This window comes from Fructilactobacillus sp. X8R4C1, assembly GCF_059900905.1.
This window is the reverse complement of sequence record NZ_JBWXVJ010000001.1, coordinates 207138-225109: the sequence shown is the minus strand read 5'-3', so window position 1 is coordinate 225109 and position 17972 is coordinate 207138. Positions and strand designations below refer to the sequence as shown.

The 17972-nt window shown below is 39.9% G+C and carries 19 protein-coding genes; 10 read left to right on the top strand and 9 right to left on the bottom strand.

The features are described 5' to 3' along the window. The first annotated feature begins 61 nt into the window (after positions 1-61). Positions 62-1261, top strand: a complete 1200-nt coding sequence (locus tag AC6UDA_RS01010; protein WP_500710503.1) for an MFS transporter — start codon at positions 62-64, stop codon at positions 1259-1261. 17 nt (positions 1262-1278) lie between these two features. After that, positions 1279-1920: an NAD(P)H-binding protein gene (locus AC6UDA_RS01005; RefSeq protein WP_500698859.1), complete on the top strand. Its 642-nt coding sequence runs from the start codon at positions 1279-1281 to the stop codon at positions 1918-1920. 82 nt (positions 1921-2002) lie between these two features. On the opposite strand, the gene AC6UDA_RS01000 is transcribed toward AC6UDA_RS01005, so the two are convergent. Genes AC6UDA_RS01000 through AC6UDA_RS00985 form a run of 4 tightly spaced genes read right to left on the bottom strand, consistent with a single transcriptional unit; the run spans position 2003 to position 4825 of the window. Further along, a complete protein-coding gene (locus AC6UDA_RS01000) occupies positions 2003-2773 on the bottom strand; it encodes an ABC transporter permease (protein WP_500698858.1) in 771 nt (256 codons plus the stop codon). Between the two features lie 18 nt (positions 2774-2791). After that, complete coding sequence (locus tag AC6UDA_RS00995) at positions 2792-3550, bottom strand: ABC transporter permease (protein WP_500698857.1); 759 nt, start codon at positions 3548-3550, stop codon at positions 2792-2794. 1 nt (position 3551) lies between these two features. Then, positions 3552-4427: an ABC transporter ATP-binding protein gene (locus AC6UDA_RS00990; RefSeq protein WP_500698856.1), complete on the bottom strand. Its 876-nt coding sequence runs from the start codon at positions 4425-4427 to the stop codon at positions 3552-3554. Between the two features lie 20 nt (positions 4428-4447). Beyond that, positions 4448-4825: a helix-turn-helix transcriptional regulator gene (locus AC6UDA_RS00985; RefSeq protein ID WP_500698855.1), complete on the bottom strand. Its 378-nt coding sequence runs from the start codon at positions 4823-4825 to the stop codon at positions 4448-4450. A 247-nt stretch (positions 4826-5072) separates the two neighbouring features. Between AC6UDA_RS00985 and AC6UDA_RS00980 the strand changes: the two genes are divergently transcribed. Both AC6UDA_RS00980 and AC6UDA_RS00975 read left to right on the top strand, forming a co-directional pair. Then, a complete protein-coding gene (locus tag AC6UDA_RS00980; protein ID WP_500695492.1) occupies positions 5073-5600 on the top strand; it encodes a DUF308 domain-containing protein in 528 nt (175 codons plus the stop codon). A 27-nt stretch (positions 5601-5627) separates the two neighbouring features. After that, a complete protein-coding gene (locus tag AC6UDA_RS00975; RefSeq protein WP_500698854.1) occupies positions 5628-5780 on the top strand; it encodes a hypothetical protein in 153 nt (50 codons plus the stop codon). Positions 5781-5842: 62 nt separating this feature from the next. On the opposite strand, the gene AC6UDA_RS00970 is transcribed toward AC6UDA_RS00975, so the two are convergent. Continuing rightward, positions 5843-6691 carry a hypothetical protein gene (locus tag AC6UDA_RS00970; RefSeq protein WP_500710501.1) on the bottom strand — a complete coding sequence of 283 codons (849 nt, stop codon included), beginning with the start codon at positions 6689-6691 and terminating at the stop codon, positions 5843-5845. A gap of 122 nt (positions 6692-6813) precedes the next feature. Between AC6UDA_RS00970 and AC6UDA_RS00965 the strand changes: the two genes are divergently transcribed. Continuing rightward, entirely contained in the window at positions 6814-7389 is a 576-nt protein-coding gene (locus AC6UDA_RS00965) for a hypothetical protein (protein ID WP_500710498.1), read from the top strand. Positions 7390-7399: 10 nt separating this feature from the next. Beyond that, positions 7400-7522: a hypothetical protein gene (locus AC6UDA_RS00960; protein ID WP_500693256.1), complete on the top strand. Its 123-nt coding sequence runs from the start codon at positions 7400-7402 to the stop codon at positions 7520-7522. 88 nt (positions 7523-7610) lie between these two features. Here the strand turns inward: AC6UDA_RS00960 and AC6UDA_RS00955 are convergent, their stop codons facing one another. Continuing rightward, a complete protein-coding gene (locus tag AC6UDA_RS00955; RefSeq protein ID WP_500710495.1) occupies positions 7611-8552 on the bottom strand; it encodes a dihydroorotate oxidase in 942 nt (313 codons plus the stop codon). A 378-nt stretch (positions 8553-8930) separates the two neighbouring features. On the opposite strand from AC6UDA_RS00955, the gene AC6UDA_RS00950 reads away from it, so the two are divergent. Beyond that, positions 8931-9881 carry an aspartate carbamoyltransferase catalytic subunit gene (locus AC6UDA_RS00950; RefSeq protein WP_500710493.1) on the top strand — a complete coding sequence of 317 codons (951 nt, stop codon included), beginning with the start codon at positions 8931-8933 and terminating at the stop codon, positions 9879-9881. Next, complete coding sequence (gene pyrC / locus AC6UDA_RS00945) at positions 9878-11152, top strand: dihydroorotase (RefSeq protein WP_500710491.1); 1275 nt, start codon at positions 9878-9880, stop codon at positions 11150-11152. Before AC6UDA_RS00950 ends, pyrC begins: the two co-directional genes overlap by 4 nt. A 54-nt stretch (positions 11153-11206) precedes the next feature. Here pyrC and AC6UDA_RS00940 read toward each other — a convergent pair whose 3' ends face one another. Further along, the gene (locus AC6UDA_RS00940; RefSeq protein WP_500695500.1) at positions 11207-11713 is read right to left on the bottom strand and encodes a type 1 glutamine amidotransferase domain-containing protein; all 507 of its coding nucleotides are present in this window, start codon (positions 11711-11713) and stop codon (positions 11207-11209) included. Positions 11714-11891: 178 nt separating this feature from the next. Here AC6UDA_RS00940 and AC6UDA_RS00935 point away from each other — a divergent pair, with 178 nt between their 5' ends. Next, positions 11892-12521, top strand: coding sequence for a hypothetical protein (locus AC6UDA_RS00935; RefSeq protein ID WP_500710488.1), 630 nt, complete (start codon positions 11892-11894; stop codon positions 12519-12521). Then, complete coding sequence (locus AC6UDA_RS00930) at positions 12514-13203, top strand: hypothetical protein (RefSeq protein WP_500710485.1); 690 nt, start codon at positions 12514-12516, stop codon at positions 13201-13203. The genes AC6UDA_RS00935 and AC6UDA_RS00930 overlap by 8 nt, the downstream gene beginning before the upstream one ends. 59 nt (positions 13204-13262) lie before the next feature. Here AC6UDA_RS00930 and AC6UDA_RS00925 read toward each other — a convergent pair whose 3' ends face one another. Both AC6UDA_RS00925 and AC6UDA_RS00920 read right to left on the bottom strand, forming a co-directional pair. Continuing rightward, positions 13263-14369, bottom strand: coding sequence for an MFS transporter (locus AC6UDA_RS00925; protein ID WP_500710481.1), 1107 nt, complete (start codon positions 14367-14369; stop codon positions 13263-13265). A 268-nt stretch (positions 14370-14637) separates the two neighbouring features. Beyond that, a complete protein-coding gene (locus AC6UDA_RS00920) occupies positions 14638-17595 on the bottom strand; it encodes a KxYKxGKxW signal peptide domain-containing protein (protein ID WP_500710478.1) in 2958 nt (985 codons plus the stop codon). Positions 17596-17972 lie beyond the last annotated feature (377 nt).

Here is a 17972-nt window from a genome sequence, read left to right as displayed (position 1 = left end):
GTAAGCGCGTAATACCGTGCTAAAATGGATGATATTACTTAACGAAACGGGAGGGAACGACGTGTCAAAAGCTGCCAAACGAGCAATTTTCATCCTGATTATTGCGAACTTTATCATTTGTTTAGGGATGAGTCTGGTGATTCCAGTCGAACCCTTCATTAAAAACGAATATCATTTAACCACCGCTCAGATGGGAACCATGACTTCCTTGTACGCCCTAGCTCAGTTCATCGGATCGCCGTTTGTTGGCCGGATCTCAGACAAGATTGGTCGGGCGCCAATTTTGGCTGGGGGTCTAATCCTTTATTCGGTCTCCGAGATGATGTTTGCGGCCTCTAACACACTGCTGTTATTCGATATTTCCCGACTAATTGGTGGAATTTCGGCCGCCATGGTGGTGCCAACGTCCATGGCAATGGCCGCTGACCTGTCGTCTTCTGAACAACGAGCGAAGGTCATTGGGCTGCTTTCGGCCGCTTTTAGTGGTGGCCTAATCATCGGTCCCGGGATTGGTGGTGCACTTGCCAAGTTTGGGTACAAAACCCCGTTCTGGTTTGCGGGAATCCTTGGCATCATCGCCGTCATCTTCTTCGTGGTGGGACTTCCCAAGCACATCAAACAGACCAACCAAAAAAATCCAGTCATGGAAGAGGTCCACATTACCGAAAAGGGCTTAAAGTCCATCCTAAACGGTGCCATGATTGCTCTCTTCGCCATGATTTTAATCTCATCATTTGGTCTGCAGGGCTTTGAAAGTATCTATACGATCTACGTGAACCAGGTCTTTCACTTTACCCTTGATAACATTGCCGTCGTCCTAATCATTAACGGAATGATTTCTCTCGTCCTTCAGGTCGTTTTCTTTGACCGCTTGGTCAGAATGCGCGGTGAACTGGGGCTGATTCGTGACTGTTTCATCCTCAGTTCCATCTGTATCGTCTGGATCCTGTTTGCTCACAGCAAAATCGAAGTCATCATTGCCACCCTAGTCGTCTTCTGTGCTTTTGACGTGTTAAGACCTGCCATCACGACACTGCTGACTCGTTTTGGCAAGAATAATCAGGGATTAATCAACGGCTTAAACATGTCACTAACCAGTGTTGGTAACATCATCGGACCCATTTTTTCTGGAGTTCTAATGGACATTAATCCGCACTATCCGTACACGATTGTCGCCATTATTTTACTGTTTTCGGCGTTCATAACATTTGTAGTTCGTTACGAAATGCGTCACACTAAGGGCGTCAAAAGTGATGAATAGAAACGGAGGAATTGCATATGGCAAAAAAAGTACTAATCTTAGGTGCCGCAGGACAAATTCCTAGCATCGTAATTCAAAAGTTATTAAAGGACACCAATGTTGACATGACGCTATTAGCTCGTAACGCAAAAAGTCGGTTAACTGTCAGTGACCCCAAACGAGAAACTGTCGTTGACGGTGACATCAATGATGATGAAACTTTGGCCAACGTCATGAAAGGTCAAGACATTGTCTTTTCGGATGTTCCTCACGCTGAGGCAATGAGTTCCGTTATCAAAGCCATGGATCAAGCAGACGTTAAACGTTTAATCGTCGCTGGTCTCCTGGACGTTGACGATACGGTCGTTGGACCATTTAAGAAGTGGAACAACGAGATGATTGGCAGTACCTACGCTGATCCCAAGAAAGCCTACAAAGAACTGCTTGACTCCGACATTGACTACACCTACCTGAAGATGACCTGGCTGTATAACGACAAGAACAACGAAAAATACGAAGTTATTCCCGCTGGCAAGCCATTTAAGGGTGCGCAAGTCACCCGGGAAGCCATTGCCAAGTTAATCGTCAGTATCATTGAAGACCCAAGCAAGTACCAACGTGAAGACATTGGTGTGGTTGAACCTGGTACTGAGGAGCTTTCCAAGCCTTCATTTTATTAAAAATTAAACAATATAAATACCTTTAGATGGATTTTATCAATCCAATCTAAAGGTATTTTTCGTTATTTAGAAAAAATATTAATCAAAAACTTTTTCTCTGAAAAATTATGTACCCTAACACTAAAAATGTGAGTGACCATCCCAATGTTCCAATCACTAATTGACCATTGCTCAAAAGAGTTGTTAAATGATAAGTTCCATAGTTATAATATTGATTAGTCAAGTTCAGCATATTAAAGGGATTCCATTTTAATATATTAGAAAATGAATTACTTTTATCTACTAAATTGCCTGAGACGAATTGACCAATCAAAACGATGAGAATATTAGTTGTAATAACTACCGCATTTGAATTAATAATACACGATGCAATAAATACCAAACTAATTATCAATAAAGATGCAACCAAATCCACTAAATTAAAAATAATCATATTTATAATTAACGGACTGTGATATTGATATAAATCTAACCAATTTATCGACAAAGAAGTAAACGGAACTAACTGGAAAATAAAAAAGCAAATTATTGAAAATAAATGTAATATTATCGCATAACTACATGCAATCAGTACCTTAGCAAAATAAACGTCAGCTTTTTGCGGAGCTTTATAAAGGATCGTTAAAATCGCATTATTCTGATACTCCATCGTAAAAAGTGTCGAACAGACAATGATTAACACTAAGGGAATAATCTGATTAGAATCGTCATTTGTCATAGCTAACAAATTATTTTGTTGATTACCAGAAGCCATCTTAACAATGACCATATAAACGGGAATTAAAAATGGTGCAATATAAACAATTTTTCGATGAATACTTTTATAAAGTTCCTGATGTAAACAACGTATCATAACTAGATCCCCTCCAATTTAAATCCGTCGATGCTTAAAAATAAAATATCCAACAACGAAAAATCCTAGTCCATAAATAAGTGTGCCTATTATTAGTTGAACATTACTTAAATTTGAAAATAGAAAGTACTTTTTATTAGATAATTGATTAATTACATAAATCATATTCAACGGATTCCATTTTATAAAATTGACTGAAGTCGGAATGCTTTTCATGATGGCGGTTGAGATATTCGATCCTAAAAACACGATTAATAATCCCATCGCAATTACAAACGATTCATTTTGAGTTAAAACAATAAGAAGAAAAGCAAGTGCAATCACAAAAATCATATACAATAGATAACCAACGACATTCAATAAGAGGGAAATTAAAACAGTATGTTGATCATTAACAAGCGAAAACCAGGAAAATTCTTGATTAGCTAAAAAGAACGTAAATATCAAAGTTAACAAGGAACCAAGTCCTAATAAAGTTATTCCATAAAACATCACAATCATAAACTTAGATAAATAAATCTTGAATTTATTAGAAGTTTTATAAAACAGAGTACTAATAGTATGGTTACGGTATTCAATAGCAATAAAATCAGACGCAATCGCAATTAAAATCACGATGGACCATTGCCCCATACCGAAACCTTGCGTAACCACTAAATTGTCATTATTTCTCGTTATGGCACTGTAAAGCATTAAAACAAACAAAACCGCAATTCCATATAAAGGTAACCTTTGGTGAATGAATTTATAAAATTCATGTCGTAAACTGGCAATCATTCTATTGAACCCCTTCTTTCTCCAGAATTTGGACTACAATTTTTTCCAAATTACCATTATCAGGGGTCAACTCTTCAAGATAAATACTATTATCAGCCAAAATTTCTTGAATTTTATCCAAATTGTTTCGATTAATTACATAAAAATCATTCTCATCAATAAAATCAATTTTGAATTTCTTTAAGATATCTTTTGTCTTATTCATATTTCGTGTAATTAATCGGTATTTTTGATCATTAGTTTCAAAAATTTCTTGCAATGACTTACTTAAAATTATTTTGCCATTTTTTAAAATTAAAATATCCGTCATGACTTTTTGTAATTCTGATAAGATATGACTAGAAATTAAAAAGGCAGTACCATTTTGGGCATATTCCCTAATGATCTTTCTAACGCCAATGGTAGCTTCAATGTCTAAACCGTTCATTGGCTCATCCAAAATAACTAAATCAGGTTTATTTAATAAAGCAATTGAAATCCCCAATTTTTGTTTCATTCCAATAGAATAATTTTTAGATTTTTGGTCAATGTATGAATCCATCTCTAATAATGAAACAATATGATGCATATCCGTTGAATCTTTACTATATAATTTAAGGTTCTCCAGCCCTGTTAAAAATGGATAAATAGCTGGATTTTCAACCAACGCTCCCACTTTTTTCAGTGCAATATGGTTAGTGGTGGTGACACTTTGACCATTTAAAGAAACTGATCCTTTAAACTTTAGAAGACCTAAAATTGTTTTCATAATCGTACTTTTACCAGCTCCATTGGGACCGATTAAACCTACAATTTCACCAGATTTAACTTCAAACGAAACATTTTTCAAAACATGATTTTTTCCAAAAGAAACACTAATATCTTTTACTGAAAGCATACCAATTCCTCTCTATAAACCTAACTATGGAACATTTCTGCGACAGTAAACACAAATCCAGTTACTAAAATCAAAATTAAAACAATCCACCAATATCTAGCTAAGAATTCCCACACATTATTAATCGGATGATATCTTTCGTTAACGTTTTGAGGAGAATCGTATCCATTTTGATTAGATGAATTATTATCTGGTTTATCTCCAAATAACAACACCTCTACCGGAATTTGAAAAATTTTGGCAATTTTCTCAATTGTATTTAAATTTGGAGTAGTTTCGCCAAGTTCCCATTTCGAAACTGTTTGACGGGTCACGTACAAATCATTTGCCAACTCTTCTTGAGAAATTCCCTTTTCTTTTCGTAATTTTTGTAATTGCTGAGCAAAAATAATTTTCATTTATGTACTCCTTTAAGTTTTATTAATTTAAATATACCGTAGACAGAAGAATAATAAAGCACTCCTTTATAAGGAATAGCACTTCTAAAGTGGAATTATGTTAATTAATGTTTGCATAGTTAGGTGCATAACTGTTCCCAAACCACACACTATCCACGTGCATTTATCAGTTTTTTATTTTCACCATTCCCCACAAACTACGTTATAATTGACCACGTAATAGCTTTAAATAAAGGGAGCGTTTTATATGTTTAATGAAAAAGAAAAAGGTTTTGATGGATGGGCCCTAATTGCGGGAATTATCTTTGTTGCCGCTGGACTCTTTGTCTTCATCAAACCATTTGCCACACTGCAGGCACTAGCCGTTATTTTAGGAATCGTGGCACTCTGCATTGGCCTGTATCACTTGGTGCTTCATCATCAACTGCAAAAGAACTTTGATGTTTCGGGATATTTGATTATCATTAATGGAATTATCGATATCATCATTGGTCTGATCCTGTTATTCAGCCGCTCATTTGGCTTCTACCTCATCGCCATCGCCTTTGCGATCTGGTTCATCGTTGACTCTGGTCTAAGCATCTACTCGGCAACCAAAGCACAACAGAAGTCAGCCAAACGTTACTACTGGTTAATCGTAACGGCTGGTATCATCGGAATTATCATTGGAATTATCCTTTTGTTTACCCCATACCTTTCAAACGCCGTTGTTATTATCTTCATCGGCATCTACTTCATCGTTGAAGGAATTAAGTTATTGGTAATGGCATTTTAAATTAGGTATTAATTAAAAGGGATTCATATGGAAAATAATGATAAAAAAATCCAACATTTTTGGAATAATCTGTTGAATAAAAATCTGGCTCAAAAAACTAAAACTAATGATATGGGTCAAATTATTATCGATCCCGATTCAGATGACCAATCACTAATTGATTGGTATCTCAAAGGTTAAGCAACCCAAAAATGGCCTCACGTACTCAAATACGTGAGGCCATTTTATTTTGTCAATCTTATTTAAATTAATGAATTTCCTAATAGCAGCATGATAAACACGAGCACTAGGTCCAAGTAAACAAAGCTACTTACGACCTGCCACTTGCCCATTGTATGACTTGACCAAATCGAATTAATGATAATAAAGACCAGTTCGATGTAAATCAACAGGGCAATCAAACTACCGCCGACCATTGTAAAACCACCAATGACGGAATGCGGACCAAGGTGAAGGTGAAACGGTCCAAATTTCAGCCAGAAAACCACGACCGCCGACTGAATGACCAACAGGACGCTCAACACCACGTTAATCCAGAACATGATGCTGTTTTTAATGAGCAAAGGTTCTAACTGCCCACGAATCAAGAAGTAGCCGATTGCCGTCAAAATCACCATCACTAACAGGGTAATTCCAATAATTTCAAGATTAGCGCTCAAAAGTTGCTTATGACTCTCGGTCACAATGTTAATCTTGCGTCCCGTCCACGTGATGATGTCGCATCCCAAGATGAACACCATCCAGTAGATCAACATCATCCAAAACTTAGGATACAGACTAATCGGGTGATAAATCATGAAGGCGTAGACGGCGGTAAAGAACAGCACGGCTAACACAAAGTACGGTCGATTCATCACCGAAGCGGCTGCTCCACAAATCAAGGTCGAAGCCGCGAGCCACGACCACTGATAACCCTTCCCCTTTGACTCAAAGAAAGCCATTGGAACCGCCATAAAAATGAAGATTAGACCAATCTCAGCCGACAGGTGAAAAGCTTCATAATAAAGTAAGTCTAAAATGACGAAAGCATACGCCACGAACTCAAGCGATAACGTTTTGAATTGACGCGTCTTGACAAGTTTTTTTAACATGAAATTCCCCTTTATTAGTTCTTCTGGTATCTATTTTACACCCAATTAAACTCAATTTTCTAAATGTTTGTACTATCGTGAGCGTTTGGGTATGATGAAATTGAGCCCAGGAGGTGAATAAAATGGAAGACATTGATATTGATGAACTCAATCCCACCACGATGGTGGAATACTTTGAAAATGAACGGAAAAATAAATTCGACGTTGGTTACATTTTAAAACATAACGACAAGTATGCGCTGATGAGGACCATTGACCTCGAAGGTCGTCTTGATAACTACGAATTAATCGATCTGACGAAAGAAGTTCCGGTTTTTAACACGGGAACTCCATACTTAAAACAGATGATCGAGTATCGGACCCTTGCGACTGAATATGGGCTTAAGGATACACCACAAATTAAAACAATTGAAGACCTTCCTTTTAAAAATCCACTTCAGGAGGTCCTTGATTATCTGTCACGGAGTGAAGTGAATTTTGAAGTCGTCACAATTAACAAGAAGAACCAGAAAAAAGACCGCATCGGCTACATGAAAAATCGAGAACCGTCCAATTTCTCACTGATTTCACGAGCCGTTGACGATCCGTTTGACCCCACTTTAAATGAGGAACACAAGATCAAACTCAAAAAGATCGAGATTGTGTGTTTCAATTCATGGGAGCTCATCTTTTTGACTGATCTAATCAAAAATGATTAGGAGGAGATTTATGTCCAAGTCAACTAAGATTATTATTGCCATCGCTGTTGTACTTGTAATCGTACTACTCGTCTGCATGGCGTTAGTACTGTTAATTCCCGGTCCAATTGGTGAAATTTCAAACGCAGTTTAAGGTTCAAACTAAAAAAGGTGATCACGCGATTCGATCGTGTGGTCACCCTTTCGTTAATAACAGTATTTAAAATCATTCTAGGACCAAACTAATCCTGCCGCTCCTTAAGCTTCCCCCGAAAATCAGACAACTGATGGTAGCCCTTGTGAAGCATGATACCCGTCAGTTCAGAATCCAAACGTGAAAAGATTTCAGGGCCTTCCTTTAAAAGAGCGGTTCCGACCTCAACCACATCAGCACCGCACAGGATTAACTCAAAGGCGTCCTTTCCAGTACGAACGCCACCAGTTCCGATAATCTTGATTTCTGGCTTCAAACGCTTTCTGAAGGCTCGTACATTAGCTAACGCCACGGGCTTGACGTATGAACCACCGATTCCGCCAAAACCACCCTTGGGGGAAATGACTGCTGATTCGGTGTCAGCGTCCACAACCAAGCCGTTACCAACACTGTTAATGGTGTTGATGTAGGTCAGTGGGTACTGGTTTAAAATCTTACTTACGACGTCGTATTGTTGTAAGTCAAAATACGGTGGTAACTTGAGGCCCAGTGGCTTGGTATAAAAACTAAAAATGGCTTCCATGGCCGCGTGAACGGCCGCAAAGTCGTAACCAATCTGGGGCTTGCCAATCACATTCGGACACGACAAGTTGAGTTCACAGAGACCGGTAAAGCTACTGTCTTGAATTTTTCTTAAAGCCGTAATGTTGTCACCAAGGGAGGTTCCCGAGATTGATAAATCGATTGGCTTATCAATCTGATTCTGTTTAATGTAATCGAGATAGTATGTCAGTCCCTTGTTTGGTAATCCCATGGAATTGATACTGCCAAATTCTGTTTCAGCGTAGCGCGGCTTGGGATTTCCTTTACGTGGCTCTAACGTGGCACTCTTGGTCGTCACGCCACCAGCTTCGGATTTCAGGATTTGATTCATCTCTTCGGCGGTTTCGTCAAAGACTCCAGCGGCATTTAAAAAGGGATGGGCAAACGTCTCGTTACCGATCTGTGCTGCAATTGAAATGTGATCCATTGTAATAACTCCTTTGGTATATAAAAAGTCACAACTACTAGTAGGCATTCAGAGAAGTTCCCATTTGTCATAGTTGCGACCGCGATTAGTTTAATTAGGATGAATAATCTTTTGGATTCTCTGAACCAATTAAAGATTGATTGTCATTATCATAATGGCAACGAGTCGCACTTGTCAACTGAGAAAACTTGCCTAAAAAATAATTGACTTTCTACGTCAATTTAGTTAGAGTATTTATCAAATAAATCGAGACTACTTTAATTCAATCCAGAGAGATTGAAAAGTTAACTGGTCATGTCAAAAGTGGGCGTGCTACGTTAATTTGTAGTAGGCCCTTTATTTATGCAATTCAACCAAGTGAAAATCTAGGAGGATCAAATGGCATATTCATACAAGCATGACTTAGTGACGGTCTCTGACATGGATGAGGAACAGGTTTTACATAAGATTAAACTGGCGCAACTCTTCAAAGAGGGCAAGTCGGTGCACCTAAACCGCCCCACCTACGCAATGAACCTCTTCTTTGAGAACAGTACCAGAACGCATACCAGCTTTGAGATGGCAGAACGCAGACTTGGCATTCAGGTTCTCCAGTTTAACGCTGATACCAGTTCGGTCACCAAGGGTGAGACCCTCTCCGACACCATCAAAACGCTTCAGGCGATTGGCGTTGACATCGCAGTGATTCGGCATCCCGAAAACGAGTACTACCAACAACTACTGGACGACAACCTGAAAATTAGTGTGGTCAACGGTGGTGACGGAAGTGGCCAGCACCCATCCCAATCACTTCTTGACATGATGACCATCTACCAGGAATTTGGCACCTTCAAGGACTTAAACGTCGGGATCATTGGCGACTTAAACCACTCTCGAGTGGCCCGTTCCAACATGGAACTTTTAACTAAACTCGGAGCGCACGTGTCGTTTGCGGGTCCCGACCAGTGGTACGACCCGAAATTTAAGGAGTACGGTAAGCATTTAACCGTTGACGAACTGGCTCACAAATCCGACATTGTGATGTTACTCAGGGTGCAAAAGGAACGCCTCGGAAAAGAACTGACGGACTTTGACGCCACCAGTTACCACGAACAATTTGGCTTAACCAAGGAGCGCTACCAAACGATGAGGGATAACGCCATCATCATGCACCCCGCTCCCGTCAACCGTGGGATTGAGATTGATTCCGACCTCGTGGAAGCCGACAAGTCCCGAATCTTTAAACAGATGACGAACGGGATGTACATGCGCATGGCCATTTTGACCGACGTCCTAGTTAATAAGGGCATTGTGAATAAAGCAGATATTGAGGGAATTGACGAACGATGAAAATTTTAATTCAAAACGGGCAAGTATTTCAAAATCAAGCGCTCAAACGGTGTGATTTACTGTTAGATGATGGTGTTATTAAACAAATCAAACCTCAAATTGAGCCAACGCAAACCGACAGGGTCATTGACGCCATGAATAAGGTGGTACTGCCCGGTTTGGTGGACGTGCACGTTCACTTCAGAGACCCCGGTCAAACGGAAAAGGAAACCGTAAAAACCGGTAGTGAAGCGTCCGCTCACGGTGGTTACACGACCGTTTGTGCCATGCCAAACGTCATGCCCGTCCCCAATACTCCTGATAAACTAAAATCAATGATTGAGCATAACCTACAACAGGGCGCTATCAACGTGAAACAGTTCGCCCCCGTCACTTACAACGAACGTGGTAACCAACTCGTGAACTGTGCCGAGATGAAACAGGCTGGAGCCGTAGCCTTCAGTAACGATGGGATTGGGATTCAGAGCGCCCAGACCATGTACGAGGCCATGAAAGAAATCGCTCAAACTGGATTGCCTCTGACCGCCCACGTCGAAGACCGCTCGTTAATGAACGGCGGCGTCATTAATGAAGGATTAGCATCCCAAAAACTTGGCCTAAAGGGTATTTCCGAAGTGACGGAAACCAGTCAACTAGCTCGCGACCTCGAACTAGCGAGGGTGAGTGGCGTTCATTATCATGTCTGTCACGTCTCAACGGCGCGCAGCGTGGAACTGATTCGACGGGCTAAAGCGGATGGCGTGCACGTCACCGCTGAGGTTTCCCCGCATCACCTGTTATTAGACGACACCATGATTACCAGTGACAACCCCATGTACAAGATGAATCCGCCACTGAGAACCAAAAAAGACCCGCAAGCGTTACTAGATGGATTGCTTGACGGCACCATCGACATGATTGCGACCGACCACGCTCCTCACACCGTCTCTGACAAGGGGAATTCTTTTAACGATGCGGCTTTCGGGATTACCGGCATCGAAACAGCCTTTCCACTGCTGTACACCAGATTGGTTGAAACTGGGCGAGTCACTCTCAGTCAATTGATGGAATGGATGAGTAGCAAGCCAACCGCCTCCTTCAAGCTCTCAAAAGAAAACCAAATCAAGGTTGGTAATCACGCCAATTTCTCAGTCTGGAATCTAAATGCGCCGCATCAAATTACAACCAAAAACATGAAATCAAAGGGAATTAATTCGCCGTTTATTGGCAAGCAAGTCGACGCGCAGAACCTCATGACCTTTGTTAACGGCCAAATCGTTTATCACTCATAATTAAAAAAATGCTTTACGTAATTAAATACGTAAAGCATTTTTACTATTGCTAGTTTAAATTAAGTCTTCAACAATGGCAGCGTTGAACTGATCCAAATCATCCGGAGTTCGACTCGTAATCAAGTGATGATCCTTTACAACCGGTTCATCTTTCACAATGGCACCAGCGTAGTAAATATCAGTTTGAACCGTCTTATAAGCGGTCATCGTGCGACCTTTAACCAGTCCCGTCTGCATGAACAATTGGGGACCATGGCAGATCGCAAACGTTGGCTTGTCAGCTAACAAGAAACTTCTCGCAAATTTAACAAACCGTGGGTCACCCCGCAGTTGATCTGGTGAAAAGCCACCGGGAACTAGCAAAGCATCAAAGCTTTCCGGCATAACATCGGCAATTCCAGCGTCAACCTTGGTCTTGTGTCCGTGTTTACCAGTGATCTCTTCGCCAGCCTTCTTATCGATGATCGTAATATCATGACCAGCTTTTTTCAATGCTTCGACTGGTGAAGTCAATTCAACATCTTCAACGTCATTAGTTACAAGTACAGCTACTTTAGCCATTTCTTATCACTTCCTTACCTATAATTTTACATGGAATGAAATTTCAGGGAAAATATTTTGCTTAAAAATTTATCACAACTTTAGAACCAATGAAACTTAATGGAAATTTGATTTACACTTCTCACGGAAAGCCGCTATAATTAACGTAACTACATTTTCCAGAATTCGAGGGTATTTTATGAACAAGTCCAAACATGACGTCAACCTAGTTTGTGTGACGGTTGCATCCTGCATCATCTTCGTCTTAGTGATCCTGATAGGATGCCTGTTAGTCTCAACTCATCACGCCAAGGCTAAAAACCAACAACTTATGACTAAGATTAGGACAACCCGGCAGGAAACCAATACGTTAAACGCCAAAAAGACCGCGCAAAAAGTTCAAAAGCAGCACCAGACTGGTGTCGACATCACATCCATTCAGAAAAATAACGACCAGGTCTACCAAAAGGCCATGAAGATGGCATACACGGCCAAATCAAGCAAACAGCGTCAAGCCGTTAGCAAGCAGTTTAAAAAGGACCGTTTCGATCCAACCCTTACTAAGACCATTCTAAGCACCAAGGGTCATAACAAAAAATACCTAAACCAAAAGATTGAGAACGTCTCCGTGAACAACGCTCGTTATGACAACCAATCGCAATCCTACAACTCGATGATCACCATTACCTTTGCCTCAAGGAAGAATAAGAAGCCAAACGTCTTGAATTACGTCGTTAACTACAACGTTAAGAAACGAAAGACGACCCTCGTTGGGACTTCATGGACCAGCACGTTCGTGGCGTTAGGAGGTCAAGAAATCAATGGCTAAAAACAACAAATTTCACCTCAATAAAAACGTCAGTGTTCTAGCAATCATGTTCGTAATCATTGTCGTCTTGCTCCTCGCCATCTTCACCCTGATGATTCATAATGACACCATTAACACCCAGGTTAAAACTAATCAGGCCACTCTTTCTGCCGAGCAGAAGACGTACAACCAACGGTTTAACTCCCTAAACAAGCGTTATAAGAATCGTCTTTTAAACACCGAAAATCAAAAGGCCGGCAGTATTCTGCAAAACCAACACATGGCTGACACGACCTACAAGAACCTAAACGAATTCTTCCAGATTTTCTATACCTACAACAACGACGATCAATTTCTGGCACGTCCTCAAGTCCTAAGGGAAGCTGGACTCATTGGACCAAATTACGCCAGCAACCAAAGAGTCTTTGGTAAACAAGGTAACAAACAGACCAAGGATAAAGTCAAAAGTATGGGCATCAAGAGTAAAATGGTCGGGCTACAGATGTACGACAATCCCAACAGTCCCGAAACGATTAAAAAGATTCGCGTCATCGTCACATACGCAACCAAGTACAACCAAAACGGCGGTGACAACGTCGACAAGCTGGGTGACGTGCTGTATAACACCAAGACCAATCAAGTCTTAAGTTATCAACCAATCGTGACCGTGGGCCACTCATTAGTGACGAAGTGGGACCAATGAAAATAGCCTTCAGGAAAGTTCCTGAAGGCTATTTTTTTGAACTAATTTAACTTAATATTTTAATTTTGTTTTTTCCTCAATACTAATGGTATTAATATAAAAAATGGAATTAAATACATACTACTTAAGAAAAAAATATTATTAATGGGCAACTTTAGAAATGGGCTAATAAAGATTTGTGAAATTCCTACCCCAATATAAGACATCAAACCCACTATTCCATATCCATTATTTCTTGACGTAGGATTCTTTATTTTTGCCATCAGTGAATAATATATTCTAAATATCGACCCATATAAATATCCAAACAAAATGCCGCTAAGATACGACAATATACTTAGATTACTGTAGGAAATAATTGCCATACTAATAATCATCCCTAAAGCAATAATAGTTAACGATTCCCAACTCGAATTAAAAAAGTGTGACCCTTGAGCGATGGAATAAAAAAGCCAAAACAGGAAATAGTAAATACCAACGGATAAATGAAGATGGCTAAAATAAATCGGAAGATAACTTATTATGGTCCCATAAGAGATAGCAATGGCAGTTAGAAACAAAAGTAGAACGGATAACTTTAAAGACATAAATTTAAATGGGACATTATTCGTATGAGTATTATCAGTGATAGTTGTTTGCTTATTAGATATCACCTTTATAACAAGTATTAATAAAAGGATTGCCAAAGCAAGCCAACTAAAAAGTAAAAGTTTAACAGACGACTTATATAATAATTCCGCAATCATTGGGCCAGTTGCTGATGATACAGCAGTGGTTATATTATATAAACCGATATTTTTCCCATTTGTTTTAACATTTTGCGTTTTTGTCAAAAGGTTTAATAATATCGGAGGAATTAATCCAATTCCTATTCCCAATAGTATAGATCCCACATAATAGAATAAGAAATTTTTAAAGAAAAGTAAGAAAATAACATATGTTGCACAAAATGATATGGTTCCAAATAAAAGTCTTAACTTTATTTTCCCTACCGAATGCCATACAGAAAGTCTTACAATTAAGACAATTATTGTAAAAACAAGCAGTATCTTACCAACATCTGAATAAGATTTTGTTAATGAAAAAACAAATATGGGTAACAAAGTGGTCAACATCATAAAGAGTAAATCAACTAAAAAGTTTGAACACAATAAAATTTTATTCATGTTAATTCTCCATTAGTTAAACTTAATATGTTTTCATTAATAGGCTCATAATATAAATTGAAATAAGTATACCGCATTGTTTAAAAGTGTAAGCAACCTAAGTCCACATAATTTAATTTAGACATAATAAAGCCCCACAAGTTGGACGATAAATTCAACTTGTGAGGCTTTTATACTTTCAGGAAATTCCTGAAGGCTATTTTTTTGAACTAATTTACTTTAATTAAACAAATTTTTCAAACTTCTCGTATTTAACCATGATACCGAGTTATTTGACCCGATGTTTTAAATCATGAAGTGCCAAAGCCATTGCTGAAGCAATAAAGCCAAGACCGATTAACTCGAGGATTAACGAGTCGTTCTCACCAGTTTGTGGCAAGTTCTTGGAATTCTGCTTAGCGTTCTTTTCTGAAGAATTGAAAGCCTGGTGAATGGCTTGCGTACTTTGCGGTTCGACTACTTGACTACCGTTCTGCTTCGTTGAAGCTTCTGGTGTACCGGTCTGACTATCATTATTTGGAGTTGCTGTAGATCCACCATTGTTAGTTGGTTGACCTGGCATGACAGAGCTGCCACTTGGTTGATTTGGAGTTACCGAGCTACCACCATTACCGTTGCCACCGTTATGACTTGGTGTAATCGGGTTAATGCCGTTGCCGCCATTGTTGCTTGGGTGGTTCGGGGTTGGTGCATTCTTAGGCAAAACCGTGACAGTAACAACCAATGTGTCCCCATTTGAGGCGGTAATGATAACTTTGTATTGACCAGGAACTTGGTTATTAACTTTCGAGGTGTCAATGCTTGTGATCGTTGCTTCCGTACCATCAGCGTTAGTTGCTCTAGCACCGTAGGCAGCGGCATTGGTAGGAACTAGATCACCAACGTGAATGGTAATTCCGTGACCTTCAAGACTCGTCTTATCCGCTAAGACGATCACCGTTACTACTAGTTTCTTGCCATTTGATGAAGTAATGACAACAGGATATTGACCAGGAACCTTATTATTAACCTTGGAAGTGTCGACGCTAGTGATACTTGCTTCTGTACCGTCCGTGTTAGTGGAACTGGCCCCATATGCTTGCGGGTCAGTTGGGACCTGACCACCAACGTAAATAGTTAAGCCGTGTCCCACTAACGTTGCTTCGTCAGGGAGCACTGTAACCGTGACACCCAGTTTTTCACCATTGTTGGCGGTAATCGTTACCGGATAAACGCCAGGAACCTCATTGTTTACTTTGGATACGTCAATGTTTGTGATCTGGGCTGGATTGCCGTCATAATCAGTTGCTTGAGCATCGTATGCCGCTGGGTCGGTTGGAACTTTTTGACCAACGTAAATCTTGATGTTGTTAGCACTTAAGCGCGTGTGATTCTTTAAAACAGTAACCGTGACAGTGATACTTTCGCCATTATCTGAAGTAATGGTGACTGGATAATCACCCGGGATTTGGTTATTAACCTTTGAAACGTCAATCTTGGTAATCTTAGCGGGCTTCCCGTTTTTGTAGGTTGCTTTAGCACCATATGCACTTGGCCACGTTGGAACCTGTCTCCCAATTCTGATGCTGGTTCCATGAGCGGCAATGCTAATCCGACTCTTAACGACCGTGACGGTGACACCGAGTGTCTCACCATTGTCAGCGTGAATCCAAACTGGATATACTCCAGGGACCTGATTATTTACCTTCGACACATCAATCTTAGTGATTTTAGCCGGATTACCATCATAATCGGTCGCCTTGGCATCATACGCAGCTGGGTCAGTTGGAACCTGGTCGCCAGTATAGATGGTCAGGTTATGCGCACTTAAACTCGTGTGGTTAAAGAGCACGTGAACGTAGACCGTCTTGGTTAAACCGTTTGACGCACTGATAACAACCGGATAATCTCCCGCTTTAGTGTTATTGACTTTGGAAGTGTCAATCCCAGTAATCGTTGCTGGACTGCCATCTGGGTTCAGAGCGGTCGCACCATAGGATTTAGCGTCGTCTGGAACGGCTTGCCCAATTCGAATGCTGATATCGTGACCGGTAATCGCGTCAGCGGGAATGGGAACAACGGTTACATAAGCAATCAAAGTTGGACCTGATAAAGTATCAAGAGGACCGTAGATTACAACTGCATATTTTCCGGGCTTATTAAGATTAACACTATTATAGTTAACTCCATAAACTGCAAATGGAATAGTGCCATTCGTCATCTGAGCATCATAACTGTCAGGGTCTCCTAAATCGATATTAGTAGGATTACCTGTAAAAATGGAAATATTTTTGGCTGTAAAACTAACAATATCTACAAATGTTTGAGAAGTCATGCCATCAGAAAGAGTAAATGGGACATAGTAACGTCCAGGCACTTGATTATTAACTCCTGAAATATCAATAGAAGTAACTTTTAGAGGATTACCTTGATCATCAGTTGCAACAATTCCATATGAACTTGGATCATCAGGAACAGGATCACCGACTTTAACCGCAATCGAATTAGAAATTATATGGTCAGCTTGAATGTTGTCTCTAACCTGTTTTGCTTGCTGATTAATTACCGCTGGTTGGTTATTCTGAACGTTATTAGTGGTTTTCGGTGCTTGCTTTTCTGGAGCAACTACTTGTTTATTAAAATTGGCACCTTGATTATCAGTTTTTTGACTAGCTTGATTAGCGGGTGCTGGGGCAGTCTTTTGGTCAGTTGCGTTTTGTTGACCGCTATTTTGAGTTGGTTGGGTCGATTGATTTTTGCTTTGCGCATCGTTCTGACTAGCCGTGGCTTGGTTGTTAGTCGGTTGTGAATTTGTTTGAGCTGCTCTTTCGGTTTGACCGTTACCATTCTTCGATGACGATTGGTCCACCTGTGCAGTGTTAGTCGTCGGTTTAGATGAATCAGTTTGTCCTGGTTGAGCACTGGCCATTGGAGCTGTCCCAGTGGTCTGACTGGTATTAGCTTGTGCTACATTATCTTGCGTTTGAGTTACGGCTGGATTCGACTTACTTTGATTTTCTGGTTGCGATTGAGCAGACGTCGTGACTAGGTCACCCTTTACTGGTTGACTGGACGCTGCTTTTTTAATAATTTGTATATTATGATTATTATTATTAGATTGACCGTTAGTATCGGCGCTTGCGCCAACCGTCAATCCTCCGACGGTAGCGACGGTCACAATGGCTGCGACCATCCACCGCTTTCCGGCTTTATACATCTTGTAATGTTTCTTGGTATTGTTCTGCATAAGGTTTCCCCTCTCGTTCTAAAATATATCTTGTGAATTATCAGAATATATAGTAAAACTGCTGTTTATATATTCACAATTGACATTGTAAACACGATGATGTCAGCAATCAACCTTTTAATATGTTTCACAATGTTTGTAAAACGTACTAGCAGAGAGGGGTTATAAAATAATAATTACTACGTAAAAATAGCGTGCGAAATCTAGCAACCCGTAATTTTTATCGAATTTCCGATATTTAAATTTCCTCTTACGAATTGTGAGTCAATTTATCATTGATTTGCCGGTAATTATAGCTAATATTGCCAAAAAACGTTTCTTATTTAATTAATTGATTAAAATAACACGAGTCTTATCCAATCGTTCACAATTTGTCT